This window comes from Thioclava sp. GXIMD2076, assembly GCF_037949795.1.
In the GTDB taxonomy this organism is placed as follows: domain Bacteria; phylum Pseudomonadota; class Alphaproteobacteria; order Rhodobacterales; family Rhodobacteraceae; genus Thioclava; species Thioclava kandeliae.
On the sequence record NZ_CP149932.1, the window covers coordinates 1764151 to 1789744 of the forward strand.

Below are 25594 nucleotides of genomic sequence, written 5' to 3' on the forward strand. Positions count from 1 at the left end.
GACGCAGATGACCACTGACGCAACCGATACCAAAACCGATGCGCTGGCCGAGCTGGCCGCGCATATCGAGATGCGCCGTCCCGATGACGTGCTCTCGACCGAAATCGCCTTTGGCGAGCTGACGGTGAATGTGACGCTTTCGGGGATCGCGAATTTCGTGGCCTTCCTCAAGGAAGACCCCAATTGCATGTTCTCCTCGCTCACCGATCTGACGGCGGTGGATTACCCGCAGCGCGCGAAGCGTTTCGATATGGTCTGGCAGTTCCTGTCGATGTATCGCAACCAGCGCATCCGCGTGAAGGCCGAGGTCCGCGCCGACGAGATGGTCCCCTCGATCACCGAGGTGCATAGATGCGCCAACTGGTTCGAGCGCGAGGTCTTCGACATGTTCGGGATCCTGTTCTCGGGCCATCCCGACCTGCGCCGCCTGCTGACCGATTATGGCTTCCGTGGCCACCCGCTGCGCAAGGACTTCCCCACCACCGGCTATGTCGAGGTGCGTTGGGACGAGGTGCAAAAGCGCGTAGTCTACGAGCCTGTGAAGCTTGTTCAGGAATACCGCCAGTTCGACTTCCTCAGCCCGTGGGAAGGGGCGAAATACATCCTTCCGGGCGACGAGAAGGGGGCGAAGTAATGGCCAAGATTTGCATGGAGATGGGCGCATGATGGACGGCGATATCCGGCAGAACCATTATGACGACGGCACGCAGGACGCCCTGACCGGCGAGCAGCGTATCCGGAACTTCAACCTCAACTTCGGTCCCCAGCACCCTGCCGCGCACGGCGTTCTGCGGATGGTGGTCGAGCTTGACGGCGAGATCGTGGAACGTGTGGACCCGCATATCGGCCTGCTGCATCGCGGCACCGAGAAGCTGATGGAAAGCCGCACCTATCTGCAGAACCTGCCCTATTTCGACCGGCTCGATTATGTCGCGCCGATGAATCAGGAACATGCATGGTGCCTCGCGATCGAGAAGCTGACCGGCACCGAGGTGCCGCGCCGTGCCTCGCTGATCCGCGTTCTGTTCTGCGAGATCGGGCGCGTGCTCAACCACCTGCTGAACGTCACCACGCAGGCCATGGATGTGGGCGCGCTGACGCCGCCGCTCTGGGGCTTCGAGGAACGCGAGAAGCTGATGATTTTCTACGAGCGGGCCTGTGGCGCGCGTCTGCACTCGGCCTATTTCCGGCCCGGCGGCGTGCATCAGGATCTGCCGCCCGAGCTGATCGAGGATATCGACACATGGGCGAAGGAATTCCCCGCAAAGCTGGACGATATCGACACGCTGATCACCGAGAACCGCGTGTTCAAGCAGCGCAATGTGGATATCGCCATCGTCACCGAGCAGGACATTATCGACTGGAGCTATTCCGGCGTGATGGTGCGCGGCTCGGGGCTTGCATGGGATCTGCGTCGCAGCCAGCCCTATGAATGCTATGACGAATTCGATTTCGACGTGGCGGTGGGCAAGAACGGCGATTGCTATGACCGCTATCTCGTCCGCATGGCCGAGATGCGCGAGTCGGTGAAGATCATCCGTCAGGCGCTCGACAAGCTGCGCGTGGAAAAGGGTGATATTCTGGCGCGTGGCAAGATCACGCCGCCCAAGCGCGGCGATATGAAGACCTCGATGGAGAGTCTGATCCACCACTTCAAGCTCTATACCGAAGGCTTCAAGGTGCCGGCGGGCGAGGTCTATGCCGCCGTCGAGGCGCCCAAGGGCGAATTCGGCGTGTTCCTCAAATCCGACGGCACCAACAAGCCCTACCGCGCCAAGATCCGCGCACCGGGCTATCTGCACCTGCAATCTATGGACTATGTCGGACGGGGGCACATGCTCGCCGATCTGGCCGCAATCATCGGCACGATGGATATCGTGTTCGGGGAGGTCGACCGCTAATGCTTCGCCGTCTACATCACGAACAGCCCGAGAGCTTCGAGTTCACGCCCGCCAACCATGAATGGGCGTTGGCGCAGATGACCAAATATCCGGTCGGGCGTCAGGCATCGGCCATCATTCCTCTGCTGTTCCGCGCGCAGGAGCAGGAGGGCTGGCTGAGCCGTCCGGCTATCGAATATGTCGCCGATATGCTCGAGATGCCTTACATGCGCGCGCTCGAGGTTGCGACCTTCTACTTCATGTTCCATCTGGCCCCTGTGGGCTCGGTCGCGCATATCCAGATCTGCGGCACCACGTCGTGCATGATCTGCGGGTCCGAGGACCTGATGAAGGTCTGCAAGGAAAAGATCGCGCCCAATCCGCACGAGCTGTCGGCGGATGGCACGCTGTCCTGGGAAGAGGTCGAGTGCCTTGGTGCCTGCGCCAATGCGCCGATGGCCCAGATCGGCCGCGATTACTACGAGGATCTCTCGGAAGAGAGCATCGGTGAGCTGATCGACCAGCTGAAAGCGGGAGAGCGCCCGGTGCCGGGCTCGCGTAAGGGGCGGTTCTCCTCCGAGCCGCTCTCGGGTCCGAATGCCTGTGTCGAGGTTGAAGGTGATAAGGAAGAGCATAATGCGACGACCTCCATCGCCCTGAAATACGGCACCTATCTGAAAAAGATCGACGGGACCGAAGTCGAGCTGACCGCGCCTTGGAAGGTGAATGGCCAGATCGGGCCGGTGGGTCTGATGGGGGCGGAACCGCGCCCCAAGACCGCCGCCCAGCAGGCCGCTGCCCGTGGTCCGCGCCCCGCCAAGGGTGTGCCCGCCGATAGCACCGGTATCACCGAACAAGAAGCCGAAGCTGACTCCAAAGGAAAACCGACCGAAGATTCCAAGCCGCTTTAACCGCCCGCGATAGGGCATGCCGCAGCCTGAAAGGCCTAATGAGATGCTGAACGAAATGAAGAGCCAAGCGCGACAAACAGCGACTCTCTGGGGCGCTGTTCTGGGCGTTGTCCTGTTTCTGTTCAATCTTGGCACGGGATTTCTGGCGGCGCTGTTTATCGGGTTGATCGGGTTCTTCCTGTTCCGTGGTTTCCTGAAATGGGCTTTTGTGGATGGAACGCTCGATCTTCAGGAAGCGGAGATCGAGGTGGGGCTGGCCGCGCGTGCGGTGCCGCCTGCCCATTCGGTTGGTCATGATGCGGTCCTCGCCTATACGCATAAAAGCGAGCCGGCAGCCGAACTGAAGGAGACGCTGGATGCGGATCTCGAGGCGGCCGAGGGGCAGGCCAAGGTCCATATGGACAAGGTCGATATCACGGCCGCCGAGGCCGAAAGCCGCATCCGTCACCAGAAGGACCAGCCCGGTTGGCATGATCCCGACGAGGAAGATGCGGAGGCCGAGGAGGCCAGCGGCGAAGGTGTTGCGCCTGTGGGGCTCGAGGCGCCGCGCGGGGGACAGGCCGACGATCTGAAGCTGATCGAGGGGATCGGCCCGAAACTGGAAGAGCGGCTGAACGCATGGGGCATCTGGCATTACGACCAGATCGCCGGATGGGGCCCCGACGAGGTGGCCTATGCCGATGCCAATGTGCCGCGTTTCAAAGGGCGCTGCACGCTGGACAAATGGGTCGAACAGGCCAAAGTGATCGCGCAGGAGGGCAAGGATGCCTTTCTGGAACGCGCAAAGACGAATGATTACTGAGCGCAAGCTCGACGAGTATACCGCGCTGGTCGGATCGGCGCATCTGCCGCCGGAAGTCCGGCAATATCCGGCCATGAGGGCCGCGGAAGTGAGGAAAGTGACATGCTGAAAGATCAGGATCGGATCTTTACCAACCTCTACGGGATGTATGACCAGTCGCTTGCTGGCGCGATGAAGCGTGGGCATTGGGACAATACCGCCGGTCTTCTGGCCAATGGTCGCGAGTGGATCGTGGACCAGATCAAGGCATCGGGCCTGCGTGGCCGTGGCGGCGCGGGCTTCCCGACGGGTCTGAAATGGTCCTTCATGCCCAAGGAAACCGACGGGCGTCCGTCCTTCCTCGTGATCAATGCAGATGAATCCGAACCCGCGACCTGCAAGGACCGCGAGATCATGCGTCATGACCCGCATACGCTGGTCGAGGGGGCGCTGGTTGCCGGTTACGCAATGGGCGCGCGCGCGGCCTATATCTACCAGCGCGGGGAATATACCCGTGAGAAAGAGGCGCTGCAGCGCGCGATCGATGAGGCCTATGATGCGGGCTTCCTCGGGCCGAATGCCTGCGGTTCGGGCTACCAGTTCGATGTGTTCCTGCATCACGGGGCCGGCGCCTATATCTGCGGCGAGGAAACGGCGCTTCTGGAAAGCCTCGAAGGCAAGAAGGGCATGCCCCGCATGAAGCCGCCATTCCCCGCAGGCGCGGGTCTCTATGGTTGCCCCACCACCGTCAATAACGTCGAATCCATCGCCGTGACCCCCACCATCCTGCGTCGTGGCCCCGAGTGGTTCGCGTCCTTCGGCCGCCCCAACAATGTGGGCGTGAAGCTCTTCGGTTTCTCGGGCCATATCAACACGCCCTGCGTCGTCGAGGAGACTCTGGGCCTGTCGATGCGCGAGATGATCGAGAAACATGGCGGCGGCGTGCGCGGCGGCTGGAAGAACCTCAAGGCGGTTATTCCGGGCGGGGCGTCCTGTCCGATCCTGCCGGCCTCCATGTGCGAGGACGCGATCATGGATTTCGACGGCATGCGCGAGAAACAGACCGTGTTCGGCACCGGCTGCATGATCGTCATGGACCAGAATACCGATGTCATCAAAGCCGTGGCGCGCCTGTCGAAATTCTTCCATCACGAAAGCTGCGGCCAGTGCACGCCCTGCCGTGAGGGCACCGGCTGGATGAGCCGCTTGATGGACCGTCTGGTGACCGGCGATGCCGAGATCGAAGAGATCGACATGCTGCAATCGGTGACCAAACAGGTCGAAGGCCACACGATCTGCGCGCTTGGCGACGCTTCCGCATGGCCGATCCAGGGTCTCATCCGCAATTTCCGCGAGGAGATTGAGGACCGGATCAAGGCTCGCAAGACCGGCCGCATGGGGGCGTTTGCAGCCGAATGAATGTGACGACCGGACATATGGCCCGCGGTATGGCATTGGGGGCAGCGCTTCTGGCGCTTGCCGCCTGTGACACCAAGCCGCTCGTGGCCCCCGAGACACCGGTTCCGGTGTCGCGCGGGGTGCCGCAGGGCTACCAGATCGCCCAATCGCCTTCGGGGCTGATCGTGCAGCGGGTGGCCACGCCCTTCCGCGCCGATGAGGGCATCGAGGCCAAGCGGACGGTCAATGGCTGGTGCGGCCCGAATGGCGTGAATTCGGGTCTGGATGACCGGTTCGAGGACGGGTCCTGGATCTTCCCGGGGGGCTGTAAGTGATGGCCCTTCGCACAGATATCACCGCGCGGATGACCGCGCCCGAGCAGACTGACGGATTGTGACATGGCAGACCTCAGAAAGATCAATATCGACGGCACCGATTACGAGGTGGATGGCGGCCTGACACTTCTACAGGCCTGCGAGGAAGCAGGCATCGAAGTGCCGCGGTTCTGTTATCACGAGCGTCTGTCGATTGCCGGTAACTGCCGGATGTGTCTGGTAGAAGTCGTGGGCGGTCCGCCTAAACCCACCGCCTCCTGCGCGATGCAGGTGCGTGATTTGCGTCCCGGTCCCGAGGGCCAGCCGCCGGTCATGAAGACCAAATCGCCCATGGTGAAGAAGGCGCGCGAGGGGGTGATGGAGTTTCTCCTGATCAACCACCCGCTTGACTGCCCGATCTGCGATCAGGGCGGCGAATGCGACCTGCAGGATCAGGCCGTGGCTTACGGCGTCGATTTCTCGCGCTACCGCGAGCCCAAACGCGCCGCGACCGAGCTGAACCTCGGGCCGCTTGTCGAAACCCATATGACGCGCTGCATCTCCTGCACCCGGTGTGTGCGCTTCACGACCGAGGTCGCGGGCATTTCCCAGATGGGCCAGACCGGTCGTGGCGAGGATAGCGAGATTTCCTCCTATCTCGATCAGACGCTCGACAGCAATCTTCAGGGCAATATCGTCGATCTCTGCCCCGTGGGCGCGCTGGTTTCGAAGCCCTATGCCTTTACCGCCCGTCCGTGGGAGTTGACCAAGACCGAGTCCATCGACGTGATGGATGCGCTTGGCTCGAACATCCGCGTGGATACCAAGGGCCGTCAGGTCATGCGTATCCTGCCGCGTAACAACGACGCGGTGAACGAGGAATGGCTGGGCGATAAATCGCGCTATGTCTGGGACGGTCTGAAACGCCAGCGTCTGGACAAACCCTATATCCGTAAAGACGGCAAGCTGACCCCTGTAAGCTGGGGCGAGGCCCTTTCGGCGGCGGCCGAGGCGATCAGGGGCAAGAAAGTTGCCGGTCTGGTCGGTGATCTGGCCTCGACGGAAGCCGCTTTCTCGCTGAAACAGCTGATCGAGGCGCAAGGTGGCCGCGTGGAATGCCGCACCGATGGTGCGCGTCTGCCCGTGGGCAACCGCTCGGCCTATATCGGCAATGCCGCGATTGCCGATATCGATAGCGCCAAGGACATCGTGATCCTCGGGTCCAATCCGCGTATCGAGGCGCCGGTGCTCAATGCCCGAATCCGCAAGGCCTGGCTGAACGGCGCGAAGATCAGGGTGATCGGCGAAGCGTCGGATCTGACCTATGATTATACGCATCTGGGCACCGACCGTGCCGCGCTGGCCGAGTTGTCGGTGGGCGAGGGCGCGCTGGTGATCGTGGGGCAGGGTGCCGTGAACGAGGCCGATGGCGAGGCGGTGATCGCCGCTGTCATGGCCACCGGTGCGAAGATGCTGGTGTTGCACACGGCGGCTGGTCGCGTGGGCGCAATGGATGTGGGTGCGGTCACGGAAGGCGGTCTGCCGGTCGCGATCGAGGGCGCCGAGGTGATCTATAACCTCGGGGCCGACGAGATCGAGATCGCGCCGCGTTCCGAGGGTGGCCCGCTGGTCATCTATCAGGGCAGCCATGGCGACCGTGGCGCCAACCGCGCCGATATCATCCTGCCCTCGGCCTGCTATACCGAGGAAAACGGTCTCTTCGTGAATACCGAAGGCCGTCCGCAGCTTGCCTTCCGCGCCGCTTACCCGCCGGGTGAGGCGAAGGAGAACTGGGCGATCCTGCGTGCGCTTTCGGCCGAGCTGAACGCCAAGCAGGAGTGGGACACGTTGGCCGGTCTGCGTCGTGCGATGGTGGCGGCTGTGCCGCATCTGGCGCGCGTCGATGAGGTTGTCGAAAGCGACTGGACGGCCCTCGAGATCCGCGACATGGGTAAGGCGACCTTCCGTCCGGCCTTCCGCGACTACTATCTGACCAATCCGATTGCTCGGGCCTCTGTGCTGATGGCGGAACTGTCCGCCAATGCCAAAGCCCGCGCAACCGCCCCCGTGGCTGCTGAATAAGGACACCGAGTGATGCGCTCCAACCTGTGCCAGATCGCGCTTATGACAACCGGCCTTATGGTCGGGCTGTCGGGCTGCGCCTCTGCACGGGCGGCGTTCAAACCAGTGGATTATCAGCCGGTCGAGACGCGGCTTTTGCAAGATGATCTTGTAGAATTTCGCGTGGCGGTGGGTGGCAAGGGCGCAACCCCAGAGGTTGCGACGGAATTCGCGGCCTGCGCTGCGGCACAATATTCCCTGATCAGGGGCTTCGGCTTTGCGCGGCATATCCGCACGAGCCTTGATGATAGCGACGGTCTCTGGCGGGCAGATGCCGTTTACACAATTTCACCCGCATTGCCGCGGGGACTGCGTACCATCGATGCCGAAGTCACGGTCTCCGATTGCGCGGATCGCGGCATCCCGACGGTTTAAGAGAAGGCGATCTGAGGAACACCATGGCCGAGTTTATCGCTACACCCTTTGGCACATTCGTGATCATCCTCCTGCAGGCGGTCGCGTTGATCGCCTTCGTGATGGTTGCATTGATCTTTCTGGTCTATGGCGACCGCAAGATCTGGGCAGCAGTGCAGATGCGCCGCGGCCCCAACGTTGTCGGCCCCTGGGGTCTGTTCCAGACCTTTGCCGATGCAGGGAAATACGTTCTCAAGGAGATCGTGGTTCCCGCCGGTGCCGATAAATTCGTGTTTTTCCTAGCGCCTTTGATGTCGATGGTGCTGGCTGTTCTGGCATGGGCCGTGGTGCCCATGGCCGATGGCTGGGTGCTGGCCGATATCAATGTGGCGATCCTGTTCGTCTTCGCGATCTCCTCGCTCGAGGTCTACGGGGTGATCATGGGCGGCTGGGCGTCGAACTCGAAATACCCGTTCCTCGGCTCGCTGCGCTCGGCGGCACAGATGATCTCTTACGAGGTCTCGATCGGTCTGATCATCATCGGGGTGATCATCTCGACCGGTTCGATGAACCTGTCTGATATCGTGCGCGCGCAGGACGGGTCCTTCGGTCTGTTCAACTGGTACTGGCTGCCGCATCTGCCGATGGTCGCGCTGTTCTTCATCTCGGCACTGGCCGAGACGAACCGCCCACCCTTCGACCTGCCGGAAGCGGAATCCGAACTGGTTGCGGGCTTCATGGTGGAATATAGCTCCACCCCCTATCTGCTGTTCATGGCGGGCGAATATATCGCGATCTGGCTGATGTGTGCGCTGATCTCGATCCTGTTCTTCGGTGGCTGGCTCTCGCCGATCCCGGGTCTGCCCGATGGCGTCTTGTGGATGTTCCTGAAGATGGTCTTCTGGTTCTTCATGTTCGCCATGGTGAAAGCCATCACGCCGCGCTATCGCTACGACCAGCTGATGCGTATCGGTTGGAAAGTCTTCCTGCCGCTGTCGCTGGGCTGGGTCGTCGTGATCTCGTTCCTGGCGAAATTCGAAATCCTCGGTGCCTTCTGGGCCCGCTTCGCGATTGGAGGCTGATATGGCATTCGATTATGCCCGCGCCGCGAAATACTTCCTGCTTGTCGATTTCATCAAAGGCTTCGGCATTGGTATGCGGTATTTCTTTAGCCCGAAGCCCACGCTGAACTACCCGCATGAGAAGGGGCCGCTTTCGCCGCGCTTCCGTGGCGAACATGCGCTGCGTCGCTATCCCAATGGCGAGGAGCGCTGCATCGCGTGCAAACTCTGCGAGGCCGTCTGCCCCGCACAGGCGATCACCATCGATGCCGAACCCCGCGCCGATGGCTCGCGCCGCACCACGCGCTACGATATCGACATGACGAAATGCATCTATTGCGGCTTCTGTCAGGAAGCCTGCCCTGTGGATGCCATCGTCGAAGGCCCGAATTTCGAGTTCTCGACCGAGACCCGCGAGGAACTCTTCTACGACAAGGCCAAGCTTCTCGATAACGGCGCCCGCTGGGAAGCCGAGATCGCCCGCAATATCGAAATCGACGCCCCCTACAGGTAAGGTGCCATGACGCAGGATTTCACCAAACTTTTCCAGACGATGATGGAGCAGGGGGCCGAGATGGCCCGCCGCTTCAATCCCGCATTGGAGAGCTTCAATCCTGCGGCTTTCGATAGCTATTTCCCCACCATGTCGCGCGACATGATGGAGATGTGGTTTGGCAATACATTCAATCGCGATGGTCTGGATGCGAAGACGCGTCTTCTGCTGACCCTCGCGGCACTGACCGCCATGGGCGCGCAGGCCGACGGCCAGATCCGGCTGACGATCCGCCACGCTATGGAAGCCGGTGCAACACAGCGGGAGATCGCCGAGACGATCTTCCAGATGAGCATGTTTGGCGGGGTGCCCGCCATGAGCCGTGCCTTCGAGATCGCCAAGGCGGTCTTTGCGGAGCAGGCAGAAGAATCTGCGGGAGATGACGCATGATGGTATTTTCGTTTTATCTCTTCGCCATCCTCGTGGTGGTGTCGGGGTTGATGGTTGTGCTGGCGCGCAACCCCGTGCACTCGGTGCTCTGGCTGATCCTGGCCTTCTTCTCGGCGGCGGGGCTGTTCATCCTGATGGGCGCTGAATTCGTCGCGATGCTGATGGTCATCGTCTATGTCGGCGCGGTCGCGGTGCTGTTCCTCTTCGTGGTGATGATGCTCGATGTGGACTTCACGGCGCTCAAGAGCGGGATGGTCAAATATCTGCCCATCGCCGTGCTGATCGGGATCGTGATCCTCGTGCAGCTGGGCTGGGCGATCGGGACGTGGAAGATGGCCGATGGCGCAACCAGCCTGCGGGCCGCCGTGGCGCCCGAGGGAGTGGATAACACCCGTGCGCTCGGTCTGATCCTCTATGACCAGTATCTCTATCTCTTCGAGGCCTCGAGCCTTGTGCTTCTGGTCGCGATGATCGGGGCGATCATGCTGACCATGCGCCACCGTGTGGATATCAAGCGTCAGGATCCGATGATGCAGATGCAGCGCGACCCGAAAGAGCAGCTGAAGCTGATCGATGTGAAGCCGGGGCAGGGGCTCTAAGCCTGTCGCGATAAAAATTGGGTGCGGGACAACTCGCGCCCCAAAGAATTCGGCAGGATGCCTGCCAAAGACGGAGTACGGGGCGATGACCCGGAGGGACAACGATGATCGGACTTGAGCATTATCTTGGGGTGGCGGCGATCCTGTTCGTCATCGGTATTTTCGGAATTTTCGTGAACCGGAAGAACGTCATCGTCATCCTGATGTCGATCGAACTCATGCTTCTTGCGGTGAATATCAACCTTGTCGCCTTCTCGACCCATATGGGCGATCTGGTGGGGCAGGTCTTCACCATGTTCGTGCTCACCGTGGCTGCGGCCGAGGCCGCGATCGGTCTGGCGATCCTGGTGGTGTTCTTCCGCAACCGTGGCTCGATCGACGTCTCCGATGTCAACGTGATGAAGGGATAAGCGATGCCGACGATCATTCTGTTCGCGCCGCTCTTGGGCGCGCTTATCGCGGGCTTTGGCTGGCGGATCATCACCGAGAAGGGGGCGATGTATGTCTCCTCCGCGCTTCTGGTGCTGGCGGCCTTTCTCAGCTGGGTGGTGTTCCTGTCCTTCGATGGTCCGACCCAGCATATCGAGCTGTTCCGCTTCATTGAGTCGGGTGATATCGACAGTTCCTGGGCAATCCGTCTGGACCGTCTGACCACGATCATGCTGGTGGTGATCAACACCGTCTCCGCACTCGTCCATGTCTATTCTATCGGCTACATGGCGCATGACGAGAATTTCGGTGAGGGCGAGCAGTATAAAGCGCGCTTCTTCGCCTATCTCTCGCTCTTCACCTTCATGATGCTGACGCTGGTCACCGCCGATAACCTGATCCAGATCTTCTTCGGCTGGGAAGGTGTGGGTCTGGCCTCCTATCTGCTGATCGGCTTCTATTACAAGCGCCCCTCGGCAGGGGCGGCGGCCATGAAGGCCTTCATCGTCAACCGTGTGGGTGATTTCGGCTTCCTGATCGGGATCTTCGCGCTGTTCTTCCTGAGCTCGTCGGTCGATTTCGATACGATCTTCCAGATGGTGCCGCAGCTTGCCGAGCGCAGCATCGATTTCTGGGGCTTCTCGGTGAATGCGGTCGAGCTTTGCGCGATCTTCCTCTTCATCGGTGCGATGGGCAAATCGGCGCAGCTTCTGCTGCACACCTGGTTGCCCGACGCAATGGAAGGCCCGACGCCCGTCTCCGCGCTGATCCACGCAGCGACCATGGTCACCGCAGGTGTGTTCCTGCTGTGCCGGATGTCGCCGCTCTTCGAGTTCGCGCCCGAGACCAAATCCTTCATCGTCTTCCTTGGTGCGACCACGGCCTTCTTCGCCGCGACCGTCGGCCTCGTGCAGAACGACATCAAACGCGTGATCGCCTATTCGACCTGCTCGCAGCTGGGCTATATGTTCGTGGCCGCTGGTGTGGGGGTCTATCCGGTTGCCATGTTCCACCTGCTGACCCATGCGTTTTTCAAGGCGATGCTGTTCCTCTCTGCAGGTTCGGTGATCACCGCGATGCATCACGAGCAGGACATGCGCAACTATGGCGGCCTGCGTAAGAAACTGCCGCTGACCTTCTGGGCGATGATGGTGGGCACGCTGGCCATTACCGGCGTCGGTATCCCGCTGACCCATATCGGTTTTGCAGGCTTCCTGTCGAAAGACGCGATCGTGGAGAGCGCATGGGCGGGCACCGCAGGCGGCTATGCCTTCTGGATGCTGGTCATTGCGGCGCTGTTTACCTCCTTCTACTCGTGGCGCCTGATGTTCATGACCTTCTTCGGCACCGCGCGCGGCGACAAGCACAAGCATGAGCATGCCCGTGAGAGCAAGCCCGTGATGACCGTGCCGCTGGGCATTCTTGGTCTGGGGGCCGTGCTGGCCGGTATGATCTGGTATGGTCCGTTCTTCGGCAACGAAGAGAAAATGGCCAAGTTCTTCAACATGCCGACACATGAAGTGGCCGCTGTCGAAGCTCCCGAAGCTGCCGAAGGGGCTGGCGCGATTGTGGCGACCGGTGCCGAGGCAACGGAGGCAGGTGACGCCGCCGAGAGCGCGCACGAGATGCCTGCGATGGGTCCGACGGGTGAGGGGGCTGTGTTCATCGCGCCCGATAACCATGTGATCCACGATGCACATGAGGCCCCTGCCTGGGTGAAGGTCTCGCCCTTCATCGCGATGGTCATCGGCTTTGCCGTGGCATGGGTGATGTATATCGCGCAGCCCAAGCTTCCGGCGAAAATGGCCTCGACCTTCTATCCGCTCTACAAATTCCTGCTCAACAAGTGGTATTTCGACGAGCTTTATGAATACATCTTCCGCCGTCCCGCGGTCGGCCTTGCGCGCTTCTTCTGGAAGAAGATCGACGAGGCCACCATCGACGGTGCCATCAACGGGCTCGCGTTCAAGGTCATTCCCGCGCTCACCCGTCTCGCTGGCCGGATGCAGTCTGGCTACCTCTTCCACTACGCATTCACCATGGTCATCGGCATCGTGGTGCTCATGTTCTGGGTCGTTCTGGCCGGAGGGTCGCAGTAATGCAGAACCTGCTTTCCATCGTCACCTTCATCCCCGCGCTGTCGGCGATCATCCTTGCGGTGGTCATGCGCGGGGGCACCGAGGCGGCAGACCGTAACGCGAAATGGTTTGCGCTGACCGCCACGCTGGTGACGCTTCTGGCCTCGCTCTTCCTGCTGGCAGGCTACGACCCCTCCAACCCTGATTTCCAGTTCGTCGAACAGGCGGAATGGATCCTCGGCATGAACTACAAGGTCGGGATCGACGGCATCTCGCTCGTCTTCGTCATGCTGATCACCATCATGATGCCGATCACCATTCTCTCCGCATGGGTCAATGACCGCCGCGTGAAGGAGTATATGATCGCCTTCCTCGTGCTCGAGACCTTCATGCTGGGCGTGTTCACCGCGCTCGATATCGTGCTGTTCTACCTCTTCTTCGAGGCCTCGCTGATCCCGATGTTCCTGATCATCGGTGTCTGGGGCGGGCGTCGCCGCGTCTATGCGACCTTCAAGTTCTTCCTTTATACCTTCGTGGGCTCGGTCTTCATGCTGGTGGGGATCGCGTGGATGTTCGCCATCACCGGAACCACCGATATCCCGACCCTGATGACGTATGATTTCTCCTCCGAGGCCTTCTCGGTGCTGGGGATCAACATTCCGGGCGGTGTGCAGACGCTCCTCTTCCTTGCCTTCTTCGCGTCTTTCGCTGTGAAGATCCCGATGTGGCCGCTCCATACATGGCTGCCCGATGCGCACGTTCAGGCGCCAACGGCCGGTTCGGTCGACCTTGCAGCGATCCTGCTGAAAATGGGCGGCTACGGCTTCCTGCGCTTCTCGCTGCCGATGTTCCCCGTGGCCGCCGACCTGATGTCCGATTTCATCATGTGGCTCTCGGTCATCGCGATCATCTATACCTCGCTCGTGGCGCTGGCGCAGACCGATATGAAAAAGGTCATCGCCTATTCCTCGGTCGCCCATATGGGTTTTGTCACGCTCGGTATCTTCTCCTTCAACAAGCAGGGGATCGACGGCGCGGTCTATATCATGCTCAGCCACGGTTTCGTGTCGGGCGCGATGTTCCTGGGCGTCGGGATCATTTACGAACGCCTGCATACCCGCGAGCTGTCGGCCTTCGGGGGCCTCGTCAAGCGGATGCCGGTCTATGCGCTCTTCTACATGTTCTTCACGATGGCCAATCTGGGCCTTCCGGGGACGGGGAGCTTCGTGGGTGAGTTCCTCGCCCTGACCGGTGCCTTTAAGGCGCACACCATTGCGGCGACGCTGGCGACGCTTGGTGTGATCCTGTCGGCGGCCTATGGCTTGTGGATGTATCGCCGGATCTTCTTCGGAGAGTTGCTGAAGGAAAGCCTGAAAAGCGTGAAGGATCTCGATGGTCGCGAGATGTGCATGATGATCCCGCTGGTCGCGATCGTGCTGCTGCTCGGTGTCTATCCTGCCTTCCTGACCGATATCATCGGCCCGACGGTTGCCAATCTGGTCAATAACTACCATGCCGATCTCGCCGCCGCTGGCGTGGCCGTGCAGTAAGGAGAGCCAACAATGACTTCTACGGATTTCGCCACGGTGATGCCGGAGTTCCTGCTGTCGCTTTACGCGATGGTGGCTCTGCTGGGTGGTGTCTGGCTTGGCAAGGACAAGGTCGCGGGGTTCATCCTGTGGCTGACGGTCGCGATCCTTGTGCTCTTCGCGGCGCTGATCGGTCTCAATAATCTCACGAATGTGGCCTTTGACGGGCTTTTCATCGAGGACAACTTCTCGCGCTTCGCGAAGGTGCTGATCCTGCTCTCGGCGGCGGCTGTGCTGGCAATGGGTGTGGATTATCAGGAACGTCGCGGGTTGATGCGGTTCGAATATCCCATCCTCATCACGCTGGCCGTGGTGGGTATGATGATGATGGTCTCGGCGGGCAACCTGATGTCGCTCTATATCGGGCTCGAGCTGCAATCGCTCTCGCTCTATGTGGTAGCGGCACTGCGTCGCGACAGCACCCGTTCCTCGGAAGCCGGTCTGAAATACTTCGTCCTCGGTGCGCTCTCCTCGGGGATCATGCTCTACGGTGCCTCGCTCACCTATGGCTTCGCCGGCACGACCGATTTCGCCGGTATCCTGTCGGTGGTCAAAGAGGGGCAGATCCCCGTGGGCGTGCTCTTCGGCCTTGTCTTCATGATGATCGGGCTGGCCTTCAAGGTCTCCGCCGTGCCGTTCCATATGTGGACGCCGGATGTCTATGAGGGCTCGCCCTCCTCGATCACCGCCTTCTTTGCCACCGCACCCAAAGTGGCGGCAATGGCACTGTTTGCGCGGCTGCTGTTTGACGCCTTCGGTGGTGTGACCGATCAATGGGGCCAGGTCGTGGCACTCCTGTCGGTGGCCTCGATCCTCCTGGGGTCGATCGGCGCGATCGGGCAGACCAATATCAAACGTCTGATGGCCTATTCCTCGATCACCCATATGGGCTTCGCGCTTCTAGGACTGATGGCTGGCACCGAACAGGGTGTGGCGGCGATGCTGATTTACATGGCGGTCTATGTCGCGATGAATATCGGTATGTTCTCCTTCATCCTGTCGATGGAGCGCGACGGCCAGCCGGTCACCGATATCAAGGCGCTCAGCATGCTGGCGCGCCGTGGTCCGATGCGGGCATGGGCGCTGCTGATCCTGCTGTTTGCGCTGGCCGGTGTGCCGCCGATGATGGGCTTCTGGGCCAAGTTCTCGGTGCTGGTCGCGGCAGTTGAGGCGGGCTATGTCTGGCCCGCGGTCTTCGCCGTAATCGGCTCGGCAATTGCCGCCTTCTATTACCTGCGCATCGTCTACTACATGTATTTCGGTGACGAGGAAGAGCTGGGCATCGACAAACGCATCGCCACGCCGCAGCGTGTCCTTCTGATCGGGTCCGGCATCATCATGGTCGCCGGTTCGATCAACCTCTTCGGTATCGAGGGTGTCGCACAGGCGGCAGCAGCAGCACTTGTCAATTGATCTACCCCAATGGCCCGAGGCAGTGGCGCGTAAGGTGCTGCCCCGGGTCGATAGTACGATGGCCGAGGCGGCCAGAATGGCTCCGCAGCAAGCGGGGCCTATCTGGATTCTGGCGCATGAGCAGACTGCAGGTCACGGGCGGCGCGGACGTGCATGGGTGCAGCCCTCGGGGAATTTCTCCGCGAGCTATCTGTTCCGGCCCCGCATGGAGCCCGCCCGGGCGGCGCTCTATTCCTTTGTCGCGGCGCTGGCGCTCGACAAGGCGCTCGGCCAGATCTGTGGGCCTCAGGCGCAACTGGCGATCAAATGGCCCAATGACGTGCTTCTGAACGGTGGCAAGGTGTCGGGCATCCTGCTCGAGACCATCGGACAGGGGCCGGAGGCATGGCTCTGTATCGGCATCGGGGTCAATCTGGCGCAGGCGCCCGAGGCGGGGCTCGTGGAAGCGGGCGCCGTGGCGCCGGTAAGCGTGGCGCAGGCCTTGGGATATGCGCCGACGCCGGACGAGTTTCTGGCCTATCTGGCACCCGCATTCGACCGCTTTGCCACAGATTACCAGACCTATGGTTTTGCGCCGATCCGCACGGCCTGGCTGGCACGTGCCGCGCGTATCGGCCAGCCTATCCGCGCGCGGACGGGCACCCAGAGCCATGACGGCATTTTTGAAACCATCGACGAGAGCGGTGCGATGATCCTGAACCGTCCCGAGGGACGGCTGGCAATCTCTGCCGCTGATATCTTTTTCTGAAAGGGGGGCGCGATGCTTCTCTGTATCGATTGCGGGAACACCAATACGGTCTTCTCCATCTGGAACGGTTCCGAGTTTCTGAGCACCTGGCGCATCGAGACCAATCACAAACGCACGGCCGATGAATATTATGTCTGGCTGACCTCGCTGATGATGCTGCACGATATGAAGGTGCGGATAGGGGCGGTGGTGATTTCCTCGACTGTGCCGCGTGTGGTGTTCAACCTGAGGGTTCTGGCCAACCGCTATTTCGACTGCCGGCCGCTGGTGGTGGGTAAGCCCGAATGCCAGCTCCCTGTGGCGCCGCGTGTCGATATCGGCACCACTGTTGGTCCGGACCGGCTGGTGAATACGGTGGCAGGTTTCGACCGGCATGGCGGTGATCTGATCGTCGTCGATTTCGGTACGGCAACTACCTTCGATGTGGTGGCGCCCGACGGGGCCTATATCGGCGGTGTCATTGCTCCGGGCGTCAATCTGTCGCTGGAGGCGCTGCATGCCTCGGCGGCGGCCCTGCCGCATGTGGATGTCACCATGCCGGAGAAGGCTGTGGGCACAAATACCGTCGCCTGTATTCAATCCGGCGTCTTTTGGGGCTATATCGGTCTTGTCGAAGGCATTGTGCGCCAGATCAGGCTGGAACGTGCGCGCCCGATGAAGGTGATCGCCACCGGCGGGCTTGCAGAACTTTTCGAGCAAGGGTTTGATCTCTTTGACAGTGTCGAGTACGACCTAACCATCCATGGTCTGCGATTGATCCATGATTATAACAAGGGGCTGGCAAGCGCATGAGCGACAGGCTGATCTATCTCCCGCTAGGCGGGGCAGGCGAAATCGGGATGAATGCCTATGTCTATGGGTATGGTCCCGAAGGGTCCGAACGGCTGATCGTCGTCGATCTGGGCGTGACATTTCCGGATATGGACGGATCGCCGGGTGTCGATCTGATCATGGCCGATGCGGCATGGCTGGAACAGAATGCCGAGCGCATCGAGGCGATCTTCATTACCCACGCGCATGAGGACCATATCGGGGCGCTGCCCTTCCTGTGGCCCAAATTGCGCAAACCGGTTTATGCGCGTGCCTTTACGGCGAGCCTTGGCCAGCAGAAGCTGAACGAGAACGGCGTGAACACGCAGATCAACGTGGTCGAGCCGCGTCCGCAGGTGATCGAGGCGGGTCCGTTCAAGGTGCAATTCGCGCCGATCTCGCATTCGATCCCCGAAAGCTCGGCGCTGATCATCGACACGCCCGAAGGCCGGATCGTCCACTCGGGGGATTTCAAGCTCGACGCAAATCCGATCGTCGGCGAACCCTTCGACGTGCAGATGTGGCACGAGATCGCGCAGGAAACGGGCGGCATCAAGGTGTTGACCTGCGATTCCACCAATATCTTCAGCCATCTGCCGGGCAAGTCGGAGGCGACTCTGATCGAGCCGCTGACGAAGCTCATCCAGATGCAGGATGGCATGATCGTCGCGACCACCTTCGCCTCGAACGTCGCTCGGTTGAAAACGCTGGCCGATGCGGGGGTCGCGGCGGGCCGGTCGATCTGCCTGCTCGGCCGTTCGATGAAACGGATGGTTCAGACCGCCAAGGAAACCGGCGTGCTGAAGGATTTCCCTTCCGTGGTGCAACCCGAAGAGGCCGCCGACATCCCGCGCGAAAACCTGATGCTGATCGTGACCGGCTCGCAGGGCGAGCGGCGCGCGGCCTCGGCGGCGCTGTCGCGCGGTAAATATCTTGGTCTCGAGATGAAAGAGGGCGATGCGTTCCTCTTCTCCTCGAAAACCATTCCCGGCAACGAGATCGGCGTGATCAAGATCATGAATGCCTTCTCCGAGATGGGGGTTGAGGTGATCGGTGATCGCGGCGGGCTCTATCACGTTTCGGGCCATGCCAACCGTCCCGATCTGGAGGCGGTGCATGATCTGCTCAAGCCCAAGACCCTGATCCCGATGCATGGCGAGCACCGTCATCTGCGCGAGCATATGAAACTGGCGCAGTCCAAAGGTATCGCCTCGGAAATCGCAACCAACGGGACCATGCTTGATCTGACCGGCGACCAGCCGAAGGTCGTGGAATATATCGAGACGGGCCGTCTCTATCTGGATGGCACCGTGCTGATCGGCGCGCTGGACGGTGTGGTGCGCGAGCGTATCCGCATGGCACTGAACGGCCATATCATGGTGAATGTGATCATCGACGAAGACGGGGCGCCATTGGGCGATCCGTGGGTCGAGACGATGGGCCTGCCGGTCAAGGGCCGTTCTGGCATCGCGCTCGAGGAGGTTCTCGAACAGGAACTCTCCGAGGCACTCGATCGCGCACCGGGCAAGGTGATGAAGGATGACGACAAGATCGAGGATGTGCTGCGCCGCCAGGCCCGCACCTGCTCGCTCGAGGAGATCGGCAAGAAGCCGGAAGTGACCGTCGTCGTCTCGCGTCTGATGGACGAATAAGCATCCAATACCTGCAATTGATACCCGCCCGTGCCTGGCACGCGGCGGGTATTTTTATGTCCGCCCATTGCGGCGCGTGACGATAGAGCAGACATGAAAAAGGCGGCCCGCGGGGCCGCCTTTCTTGCATCTGGATTGATCGATCAGCTTTCGCTGCTATCGCTCGGCGTTTCCGCTGCCGGAGCGGCGGTGGCGTCCCCTGCGGCCTCGACCGGTTCATCGGTCTTCTTCTTGCGGCTGCGCGTGGTGGTCGCCCTGGGCTTGGCCGCGGCCTTGGTGGTCGTGGTTTTGGCCTTGGGCGTTTTGGGCTTTGCCGTTGTCGAGCGGGTGCGCGTGCGCTTGGGCTTTGCAGCGGGTTCCTCTGCCGCAGCTTCGGCAGATGCTGCTGTCTCTCCTGCAGGCTCGGCTGCAACCGGTTCCGCGGGGACGGCTTCGGAGGCTACGTCCGCCTCGGGCGTTGCGACCGGAGCAGCCGCGTCGGTCGACGCTTCGACTGCCGCCTCGGCGCTGGTCTCTTCGGCCTTTTTCGGAGCAGCCTTGCGGCGACGCGAACGGGTGGGTTTCGGCGCTTCTGCCTCTTCCTGCACCTGCGTTTGAGCCTCGGCCTGAATATCGGCCTTCGCCTCGACCGGGGCTGCCGGAGCCGCGGCCTCGACTGTTACCTCGGCCGTCGTTTCGACTACGCTGTCCTCGTCATGCTCGTCATCCTTCGGACGCGAGATCACGAATTCGCGCAGCAGGAATTCCGGCACATGGTCGCCCATGCCGACCACATCAGGGCCATCATCACGACGATTGCGGCGGTAGCGGTCGGAGCCATGACGCTCCGGCTGCGCACGGCCGTGTTCGTAGGATTTTCCATGATCATGGCGGGGGCTGCGCGGGGTCTCGGCTTCGGCGCGCGGAGATTCTTCGCGGCGCTCGCTGTCGCGGCGGTCCTCGTAGCGGCGTTCGGCGGCTTTAGCCTCGACGGGTTTTGCCTCGGGGACAGCCACGTTCAGCGGCTCTTTCGACGCTTCCTGACCGTGATCGGGGACGGGACGTTTGTGGTCACGTCCATTGCGCCCGCCGCGTTCGCCGCGCGAGGAGGACGAGCGGCCACCACGTTCGGTGCGTGGGCGCGGAGCCTGGCTTGCGGCGTCGGAAAGCTCGAACCCTTCGGGAATTTCCGCGCGGGGCAGGGTCGTCTTGACCAGATCCTCGATCTGGCCGAGGAATTTCTCGTCATATGGCGTTGCCAGCGAGATCGCGGTGCCCAGACGGCCCGCGCGACCGGTTCGCCCGATGCGGTGCACATAGTCTTCGGCATGCATTGGCAGATCGTAGTTGAAGACGTGGCTGACGCTGGGCACATCCAGACCGCGGGCCGCCACATCGGAGGCCACAAGGATTTTCAGCTTGCCATCGCGGAAGCTTTCCAGCGTGCGGGTCCGCTGCGACTGGTCCAGATCGCCATGGATCGGCTGCGCATCAAAACCGTATTTTTGCAGCGATTTCGAAACGATATCCACATCCGTCTTGCGGTTGCAGAAGACGATCCCGTTATCGAGCTTCTCGCCCTCGGCGGTGATCACCGCGCGCAGCAGTTCGCGCTTGGTCTTGGCGGCCTGATCCTTGCGGGGCGGGGTGATCTCGATGAGCTTTTGAGTGATGGTCTGCGAGGTGGTGGCCTGACGGGCCACTTCCACGCGCACCGGCGCCTGCAGGAAGGTATTGGTGATACGTTCGATCTCGGGAGCCATCGTTGCCGAGAAGAACAGCGTCTGACGGGTGAAAGGCGTCAGCTGGAAGATGCGCTCGATATCGGGGATGAAGCCCATATCCAGCATCCGGTCAGCCTCGTCGACCACCATCACCTTCACATCGGTCAGGATCAGCTTGCCGCGCTCGAAATGGTCCAGAAGGCGGCCCGGAGTGGCAATAAGCACATCCACACCCTTGTCGATCAGCTTGTCCTGCTCGCCAAAGGCCACGCCACCGATCAGCAGGGCGCGGGTCAGTTTGGTATGTTTGGCATAGAGGTCGAAATTCTCGGCGACCTGCGCGGCCAGTTCGCGCGTCGGTGCGAGCACCAGCGACCGCGGCATCCGCGCGCGGGCACGGCCACGGCGCAGGCGGGTCAGCATCGGCAGGGTGAAGGACGCGGTCTTGCCGGTCCCGGTCTGGGCGATCCCCAGAACATCCTTGCCCTCGAGGGCAGGGGGAATCGCTTTTTCCTGAATCGGAGTGGGCGAAGTGTATCCCGCCTCTTCGATGGCAAGAAGAACCTTGGGGTCGAGTTTCAGCTCGGAAAACTTGGTCATACGCGTCCTGATAACAGCAGAGCAATGTCTGCAGAAAATAAGGGACGCGACGGTTCAGGCGCCCCGGCTAGCTCCCACCGGATTATGGGATGGCGTGTGCACTAGCCGAATTTCAGCAAAAGGTCAATGTAAAGGGCCATGCAGCGGCGGATGTAGCGATTGTTTCGCCATAATGGTGGCCATTATGCCTGCAATGCAGCCCGGCGGACCCGTGCGACCGATCAGCGCAATTGCCTGCGCCGTCCGGGAGCGCTATCTCCTTGCTTTGGTTTTGACAGCCATGACCCAAGGTGACAAAGCTTGGCGTCCCCCCGAAAGCGAGGACTTGGAATGACTTCAGAGATCGTCACGCATGCTGCAGGCCTCGGTCCTGTCATGGCCTTCGCCACGGTGGGCGCGGTCGGCGTCGGTGCCCAGTGGCTGGCATGGCGGCTCCGCCTTCCGGCCATCGTCTTCATGCTGATCGCGGGCGTTATCGTCGGGCCGGTGACGGGGCTCATCGACCCGATGCGCGATTTCGGTGACCTGACCGGCCCATTGATCAGTCTGGCGGTGGCGGTGATCCTGTTCGAGGGGGGCATGTCGCTTGACCTCCACCGACTGGGCGATGCGCGGGCCGGTGTGATGCGGCTCGTGCTGATCGGTGCGCCTCTGGGCTGGCTGATGTCGACGCTTGCCCTGCGGCTGGCAGCCAATCTCTCCTGGGAAAGCTCCGCCGTCTTCGGTGGCATCATGATCGTCACCGGCCCGACGGTGATCGCACCACTTCTGCGCTCCGCGCGTCTGGCACGGCGACCGGCACAGCTTCTGCAATGGGAGGCCATCGTCAACGACCCGATCGGCGCGCTGGCTGCTGTGCTGGCCTATGGGGTCGTGTTGGTGTTCCATGCCGATCTGGGGCTGGGCGAGGCCGCGCTCGAGACAGGGCTCGGCATTCTCTTCGCGCTGGTCTTCGGCCTTGCCAGCGGGCGGGCGATGGTCTGGGCGTTCCAGGGCGGGCGGGTGCCGGAATTCATGAAGGTGCCGGTGCTGTTCGTGGCGCTGCTGTTTACCTTCGCGCTGAGTGATGCGGTGCTGCATGAAAGCGGGCTTCTGGCAGTGACCATGATGGGGCTGGTGATCGGCAATGCCGATCTCCCCTCCTATACCGAACTGCGCCGGTTCAAGGAGCATGCCACTGTTCTGCTGGTGTCGGGGGTGTTCATCCTGCTGGCAGCGAGCCTCGATATCTCGCAGCTGCGGCTCCTGAACTGGAAGGCACTGGGCTTCCTAGTGGCGGTGATCGCCATCGCGCGCCCTGCTACGGTGCTTTTGTCGCTTCTGGGCACCAAAATCCCGTGGAAAGAGCGCGTCTTTATCGCCATGACCGGCCCGCGCGGGGTGGTTCTGGTGGCGGTGGCGGGGCTCTTCGGGCAGCGTCTGGCCGATGCCGGCGTGGCCGATGGCGCGATGATCGCGCCGCTGGCCTTCCTGCTGGTGACGGTCACGGTGGTGCTGCACGGGTTCACACTGGCACCTCTGGCGCGAGCGTTGGGACTGGCCGATACCGAGAAGCCGGGCGTGCTGATCGTGGGCGGCTCGCGGTTTTCCACCCGTCTGGGCGAGGCGTTGCAAAAGGCCGATGTGCCGGTGCTGATCGCCGATTCCAACCACCAGCACCTGATCCGGCCACGGGCGGCGGGGCTGAAGACCTTCTATGGCGATATTCTGGGGGAGGCCGCCGAGGATACGATCGAGCGGCTCTCCTATTCCAATGTTCTGGCGGTCACCGATAACGACGCCTACAACACGCTGGTCTGCACCGATCTCGGCGCAGAGCTGGGCCGTGCCAACGTCTGGCAGGTCGCCCGTCAGCGCGAGGACCAGCGCCGTCATACGCTGCCTGCGCAGCTGGGCGGACAGCCCTTCGGGGCGGGGCGGACCTTCGATATGTTCCGCGATATGGTGCGCGAGGGCTGGAGCTTCCGCGTGACCCGCCTGACCGAGGAGTTCACGCTGGCACAATGGCGCGCGCTGCGCCCGATGGCCGTGCCGCTTCTGCGGATTTCTCCAAAAGGGGAGATCGGTTTCATCGACAAGCCCGAGGAGCTTAAGGCCGATGCGGGGGTGCGGATCCTGTCGCTCCTGCCGCCCGATGCAGGCTCCGACGAGGCGGCCAGCGTGGCGGTGACCGAGGTGGACGAGAAACCCGACACCGCCCCCGGTCCGGTCGCGCCGCTGCCCTGATATGGCGCGATACGGGGCAGCGACCCACGCAAAACCCCGCGGTCCGTGCCGTAACAGTTGACCTTGACCGCCGCCTCTGGCAGTGGAGAGGCAACCAGAGGAAGACCCAGATGAACCTGTTTGCCAATATCCGCGCGGTCGTGATCAACGCGCTGAACGAGATGACGAAGGACGGCACGCTCCCCGAGGGGCTGGACCTGAGCAACGTAACCGTCGAGCCGCCGCGAGACGCGCTGCATGGCGATATGGCGACCAATGCCGCGATGGTGCTGGCCAAGCCCGCAGGCGCCAAGCCCCGCGATCTGGCCGAGGCGCTGGCTGCCAAGCTGCGCGAGGAGCCGCGTGTGACCTCCGCCGAAGTGGCAGGGCCCGGTTTCCTGAACCTGCGTCTCGATGCGTCCGTTTGGGGCGATGTGGCCCGTGCGGCGCTCGCCGCAGGCCCTGATTTCGGCCGTGCCGATCTGGGCAAGGGTCTGAAGGTCAATGTCGAATATGTCTCGGCCAATCCGACCGGTCCGATGCATGTCGGGCACACCCGTGGCGCGATCTTCGGCGATGCGCTCTCGAGCCTGCTGGATTTCGCGGGCTATGATGTCACGCGCGAATATTACATCAACGATGGTGGCGCGCAGGTCGATGTGCTGGCGCGCTCTGCCTATGAGCGCTACCGGGAGGCCTGCGGCCTCGAACCCGAGATCCGCGAGGGTCTCTATCCGGGCGATTACCTGATTCCGGTGGGGCAGGCGCTCAAGGATAAATATGGCGACAGCCTGCTGGAAAAAGGCGAGCAGTTCTGGCTTGAGGATATCCGCGAGTTCGCCACCGAAGCGATGATGGAGATGATCCGCAGTGATCTGGCGTCGCTAGGTGTGAAGATGGATGTCTTCTATTCCGAGAAATCGCTCTATGGCACGGGCCAAATCGAGGCGGCGCTCAAGCGCCTAGAAGATATGGGTCTGATCTATGAGGGTGTGCTTGAGCCGCCGAAGGGCAAGCTGCCCGAGGATTGGGAAGAGCGCGAGCAGACGCTGTTCAAATCGACCCAGTTCGGGGATGATGTCGACCGTCCGGTGAAAAAATCCGACGGAAGCTGGACCTATTTCGCGCCCGATATCGCCTATCACTGGACGAAGGTCGAACGCGGTTATGACATGCTGATCGACGTCTTCGGCGCCGATCACGGTGGCTATGTGAAGCGGATGAAGGCGGCCGTGGCGGCGCTTTCGGACCGTCGCGTTCCGCTCGACATCAAGCTGATCCAGCTGGTGAAGCTGTTCAAGAATGGCGAGCCCTTCAAGATGTCCAAACGTGCAGGCACCTTTGTGACCCTGCGCGATGTGGTCGAGCAGGCGGGCGCCGATGTGACCCGCTTCCATATGCTGACCCGCAAGAATGACGCAGCCCTCGATTTCGATTTCGACAAAGTGCTCGAGCAGTCCAAGGATAACCCCGTTTTCTATGTGCAATACGCACATGCGCGGGTCTGTTCGGTCATGCGCAAGGCGGCGGAAGCGGGCTGGGATCTCAATGATGCCAAGCTCTCGCAGGCCGATATCATGCTCGAGGATGCCGCACAGGCCACGCTTGCACGCAAGATCGCCGAATGGCCGCGTCTGGTGGAAATCGCCGCCCGTGCCAATGAGCCGCACCGCGTGGCCTTCTTCCTCTACGAGCTGGCCTCCGACCTCCACAGCCTGTGGAATCGCGGCAATGACAAGCCCGAACTGCGCTTCTTCCAGGAAGGTGACGAGGCTGCGACCACCTCACGAATCGCTCTGGCCCGCGCCACGGCGGTTGTGATTTCTGCCGGACTTGGTATCCTTGGTGTCACTCCGGCTGAAGAGATGCGCTAAAACGCACGCCGCTGGATGAGAAGGTAGTGGACCGGGAAACCGGCGGCGAGGCGGAATATGGCAGTCTTTCACAGACCCTTCGAGGGGGATGATGCCTCCTATGAGGAGGAAGCATCCGGAAACGAGAGCGC

Annotated in this window: 21 protein-coding genes and 1 pseudogene; 21 read left to right on the forward strand and 1 reads right to left on the reverse strand. The window is 61.6% G+C overall.

From position 1 onward, the window contains the following. The first annotated feature begins 7 nt into the window (after nucleotides 1-7). The 19 genes from WDB91_RS08720 (at nucleotide 8) to WDB91_RS08810 (ending at nucleotide 19081) form a co-directional block, all read left to right on the forward strand. Complete coding sequence (locus WDB91_RS08720) at nucleotides 8-634, forward strand: NADH-quinone oxidoreductase subunit C (protein ID WP_339112184.1); 627 nt, start codon at nucleotides 8-10, stop codon at nucleotides 632-634. A gap of 28 nt (nucleotides 635-662) precedes the next feature. Further along, nucleotides 663-1901: an NADH-quinone oxidoreductase subunit D gene (locus WDB91_RS08725; RefSeq protein ID WP_339112185.1), complete on the forward strand. Its 1239-nt coding sequence runs from the start codon at nucleotides 663-665 to the stop codon at nucleotides 1899-1901. After that, the gene (nuoE, locus tag WDB91_RS08730) at nucleotides 1901-2791 is read left to right on the forward strand and encodes an NADH-quinone oxidoreductase subunit NuoE (RefSeq protein WP_339112186.1); all 891 of its coding nucleotides are present in this window, start codon (nucleotides 1901-1903) and stop codon (nucleotides 2789-2791) included. Before WDB91_RS08725 ends, nuoE begins: the two co-directional genes overlap by 1 nt. 43 nt (nucleotides 2792-2834) lie before the next feature. Next, nucleotides 2835-3593: a hypothetical protein gene (locus WDB91_RS08735; RefSeq protein WP_339112187.1), complete on the forward strand. Its 759-nt coding sequence runs from the start codon at nucleotides 2835-2837 to the stop codon at nucleotides 3591-3593. A 102-nt stretch (nucleotides 3594-3695) separates the two neighbouring features. After that, entirely contained in the window at nucleotides 3696-4991 is a 1296-nt protein-coding gene (nuoF, locus tag WDB91_RS08740; protein WP_339112188.1) for an NADH-quinone oxidoreductase subunit NuoF, read from the forward strand. Nucleotides 4992-5008: 17 nt separating this feature from the next. Further along, the gene (locus WDB91_RS08745; RefSeq protein ID WP_339112189.1) at nucleotides 5009-5305 is read left to right on the forward strand and encodes a hypothetical protein; all 297 of its coding nucleotides are present in this window, start codon (nucleotides 5009-5011) and stop codon (nucleotides 5303-5305) included. 63 nt (nucleotides 5306-5368) lie between these two features. Then, complete coding sequence (gene nuoG, locus WDB91_RS08750) at nucleotides 5369-7366, forward strand: NADH-quinone oxidoreductase subunit NuoG (RefSeq protein WP_339112190.1); 1998 nt, start codon at nucleotides 5369-5371, stop codon at nucleotides 7364-7366. Nucleotides 7367-7408: 42 nt separating this feature from the next. Further along, nucleotides 7409-7780: a hypothetical protein gene (locus WDB91_RS08755; protein WP_339114487.1), complete on the forward strand. Its 372-nt coding sequence runs from the start codon at nucleotides 7409-7411 to the stop codon at nucleotides 7778-7780. A 23-nt stretch (nucleotides 7781-7803) separates the two neighbouring features. Next, nucleotides 7804-8841, forward strand: a complete 1038-nt coding sequence (gene nuoH / locus WDB91_RS08760; protein WP_339112191.1) for an NADH-quinone oxidoreductase subunit NuoH — start codon at nucleotides 7804-7806, stop codon at nucleotides 8839-8841. Nucleotide 8842: 1 nt separating this feature from the next. Next, the gene (gene nuoI, locus WDB91_RS08765; protein WP_339112192.1) at nucleotides 8843-9334 is read left to right on the forward strand and encodes an NADH-quinone oxidoreductase subunit NuoI; all 492 of its coding nucleotides are present in this window, start codon (nucleotides 8843-8845) and stop codon (nucleotides 9332-9334) included. 6 nt (nucleotides 9335-9340) lie between these two features. Further along, nucleotides 9341-9763, forward strand: coding sequence for a carboxymuconolactone decarboxylase family protein (locus WDB91_RS08770; RefSeq protein WP_339112193.1), 423 nt, complete (start codon nucleotides 9341-9343; stop codon nucleotides 9761-9763). Then, nucleotides 9760-10362 (forward strand): NADH-quinone oxidoreductase subunit J, encoded by a 603-nt coding sequence (locus tag WDB91_RS08775; RefSeq protein WP_339112194.1) that lies wholly within the window; start codon nucleotides 9760-9762, stop codon nucleotides 10360-10362. Before WDB91_RS08770 ends, WDB91_RS08775 begins: the two co-directional genes overlap by 4 nt. A gap of 104 nt (nucleotides 10363-10466) precedes the next feature. Then, nucleotides 10467-10772 (forward strand): NADH-quinone oxidoreductase subunit NuoK, encoded by a 306-nt coding sequence (gene nuoK / locus WDB91_RS08780; RefSeq protein WP_339112195.1) that lies wholly within the window; start codon nucleotides 10467-10469, stop codon nucleotides 10770-10772. A gap of 3 nt (nucleotides 10773-10775) precedes the next feature. Further along, nucleotides 10776-12890 (forward strand): NADH-quinone oxidoreductase subunit L, encoded by a 2115-nt coding sequence (gene nuoL / locus WDB91_RS08785; protein WP_339112196.1) that lies wholly within the window; start codon nucleotides 10776-10778, stop codon nucleotides 12888-12890. Continuing rightward, complete coding sequence (locus tag WDB91_RS08790) at nucleotides 12890-14419, forward strand: NADH-quinone oxidoreductase subunit M (protein WP_339112197.1); 1530 nt, start codon at nucleotides 12890-12892, stop codon at nucleotides 14417-14419. Before nuoL ends, WDB91_RS08790 begins: the two co-directional genes overlap by 1 nt. A 12-nt stretch (nucleotides 14420-14431) precedes the next feature. Continuing rightward, nucleotides 14432-15871: an NADH-quinone oxidoreductase subunit NuoN gene (gene nuoN, locus WDB91_RS08795; RefSeq protein ID WP_339112198.1), complete on the forward strand. Its 1440-nt coding sequence runs from the start codon at nucleotides 14432-14434 to the stop codon at nucleotides 15869-15871. A 58-nt stretch (nucleotides 15872-15929) separates the two neighbouring features. Then, nucleotides 15930-16619 carry a biotin--[acetyl-CoA-carboxylase] ligase gene (locus WDB91_RS08800; protein WP_339114488.1) on the forward strand — a complete coding sequence of 230 codons (690 nt, stop codon included), beginning with the start codon at nucleotides 15930-15932 and terminating at the stop codon, nucleotides 16617-16619. 12 nt (nucleotides 16620-16631) lie between these two features. Beyond that, nucleotides 16632-17411, forward strand: coding sequence for a type III pantothenate kinase (locus WDB91_RS08805; RefSeq protein WP_339112199.1), 780 nt, complete (start codon nucleotides 16632-16634; stop codon nucleotides 17409-17411). Next, the gene (locus WDB91_RS08810) at nucleotides 17408-19081 is read left to right on the forward strand and encodes a ribonuclease J (RefSeq protein WP_339112200.1); all 1674 of its coding nucleotides are present in this window, start codon (nucleotides 17408-17410) and stop codon (nucleotides 19079-19081) included. Before WDB91_RS08805 ends, WDB91_RS08810 begins: the two co-directional genes overlap by 4 nt. Before the next feature lie 719 nt (nucleotides 19082-19800). Here the strand turns inward: WDB91_RS08810 and WDB91_RS08815 are convergent. Next, nucleotides 19801-21384, reverse strand: a pseudogene (locus WDB91_RS08815) (DEAD/DEAH box helicase); the annotation flags it as partial. 330 nt (nucleotides 21385-21714) lie between these two features. Between WDB91_RS08815 and WDB91_RS08820 the strand changes: the two are divergent. Together WDB91_RS08820 and argS are read left to right on the forward strand one after the other, a co-directional pair. Next, entirely contained in the window at nucleotides 21715-23610 is a 1896-nt protein-coding gene (locus WDB91_RS08820; protein WP_339112201.1) for a sodium:proton antiporter, read from the forward strand. Nucleotides 23611-23720: 110 nt separating this feature from the next. Beyond that, nucleotides 23721-25463, forward strand: coding sequence for an arginine--tRNA ligase (gene argS / locus WDB91_RS08825; RefSeq protein ID WP_339112202.1), 1743 nt, complete (start codon nucleotides 23721-23723; stop codon nucleotides 25461-25463). Nucleotides 25464-25594: the final 131 nt, after the last annotated feature.

What these genes read in the sequence shown, in the direction of transcription:
- WDB91_RS08720 (WP_339112184.1), top strand. Translation starts at nt 8, where the DNA reads ATGACCACTGACGCAACCGATACCAAAACCGATGCGCTGGCCGAGCTG.
- WDB91_RS08725 (WP_339112185.1), top strand. Translation starts at nt 663, where the DNA reads ATGATGGACGGCGATATCCGGCAGAACCATTATGACGACGGCACGCAG.
- nuoE (WP_339112186.1), top strand. Translation starts at nt 1,901, where the DNA reads ATGCTTCGCCGTCTACATCACGAACAGCCCGAGAGCTTCGAGTTCACG.
- WDB91_RS08735 (WP_339112187.1), top strand. Translation starts at nt 2,835, where the DNA reads ATGCTGAACGAAATGAAGAGCCAAGCGCGACAAACAGCGACTCTCTGG.
- nuoF (WP_339112188.1), top strand. Translation starts at nt 3,696, where the DNA reads ATGCTGAAAGATCAGGATCGGATCTTTACCAACCTCTACGGGATGTAT.
- WDB91_RS08745 (WP_339112189.1), top strand. Translation starts at nt 5,009, where the DNA reads ATGGCCCGCGGTATGGCATTGGGGGCAGCGCTTCTGGCGCTTGCCGCC.
- nuoG (WP_339112190.1), top strand. Translation starts at nt 5,369, where the DNA reads ATGGCAGACCTCAGAAAGATCAATATCGACGGCACCGATTACGAGGTG.
- WDB91_RS08755 (WP_339114487.1), top strand. Translation starts at nt 7,409, where the DNA reads ATGACAACCGGCCTTATGGTCGGGCTGTCGGGCTGCGCCTCTGCACGG.
- nuoH (WP_339112191.1), top strand. Translation starts at nt 7,804, where the DNA reads ATGGCCGAGTTTATCGCTACACCCTTTGGCACATTCGTGATCATCCTC.
- nuoI (WP_339112192.1), top strand. Translation starts at nt 8,843, where the DNA reads ATGGCATTCGATTATGCCCGCGCCGCGAAATACTTCCTGCTTGTCGAT.
- WDB91_RS08770 (WP_339112193.1), top strand. Translation starts at nt 9,341, where the DNA reads ATGACGCAGGATTTCACCAAACTTTTCCAGACGATGATGGAGCAGGGG.
- WDB91_RS08775 (WP_339112194.1), top strand. Translation starts at nt 9,760, where the DNA reads ATGATGGTATTTTCGTTTTATCTCTTCGCCATCCTCGTGGTGGTGTCG.
- nuoK (WP_339112195.1), top strand. Translation starts at nt 10,467, where the DNA reads ATGATCGGACTTGAGCATTATCTTGGGGTGGCGGCGATCCTGTTCGTC.
- nuoL (WP_339112196.1), top strand. Translation starts at nt 10,776, where the DNA reads ATGCCGACGATCATTCTGTTCGCGCCGCTCTTGGGCGCGCTTATCGCG.
- WDB91_RS08790 (WP_339112197.1), top strand. Translation starts at nt 12,890, where the DNA reads ATGCAGAACCTGCTTTCCATCGTCACCTTCATCCCCGCGCTGTCGGCG.
- nuoN (WP_339112198.1), top strand. Translation starts at nt 14,432, where the DNA reads ATGACTTCTACGGATTTCGCCACGGTGATGCCGGAGTTCCTGCTGTCG.
- WDB91_RS08800 (WP_339114488.1), top strand. Translation starts at nt 15,930, where the DNA reads ATGGCCGAGGCGGCCAGAATGGCTCCGCAGCAAGCGGGGCCTATCTGG.
- WDB91_RS08805 (WP_339112199.1), top strand. Translation starts at nt 16,632, where the DNA reads ATGCTTCTCTGTATCGATTGCGGGAACACCAATACGGTCTTCTCCATC.
- WDB91_RS08810 (WP_339112200.1), top strand. Translation starts at nt 17,408, where the DNA reads ATGAGCGACAGGCTGATCTATCTCCCGCTAGGCGGGGCAGGCGAAATC.
- WDB91_RS08820 (WP_339112201.1), top strand. Translation starts at nt 21,715, where the DNA reads ATGACTTCAGAGATCGTCACGCATGCTGCAGGCCTCGGTCCTGTCATG.
- argS (WP_339112202.1), top strand. Translation starts at nt 23,721, where the DNA reads ATGAACCTGTTTGCCAATATCCGCGCGGTCGTGATCAACGCGCTGAAC.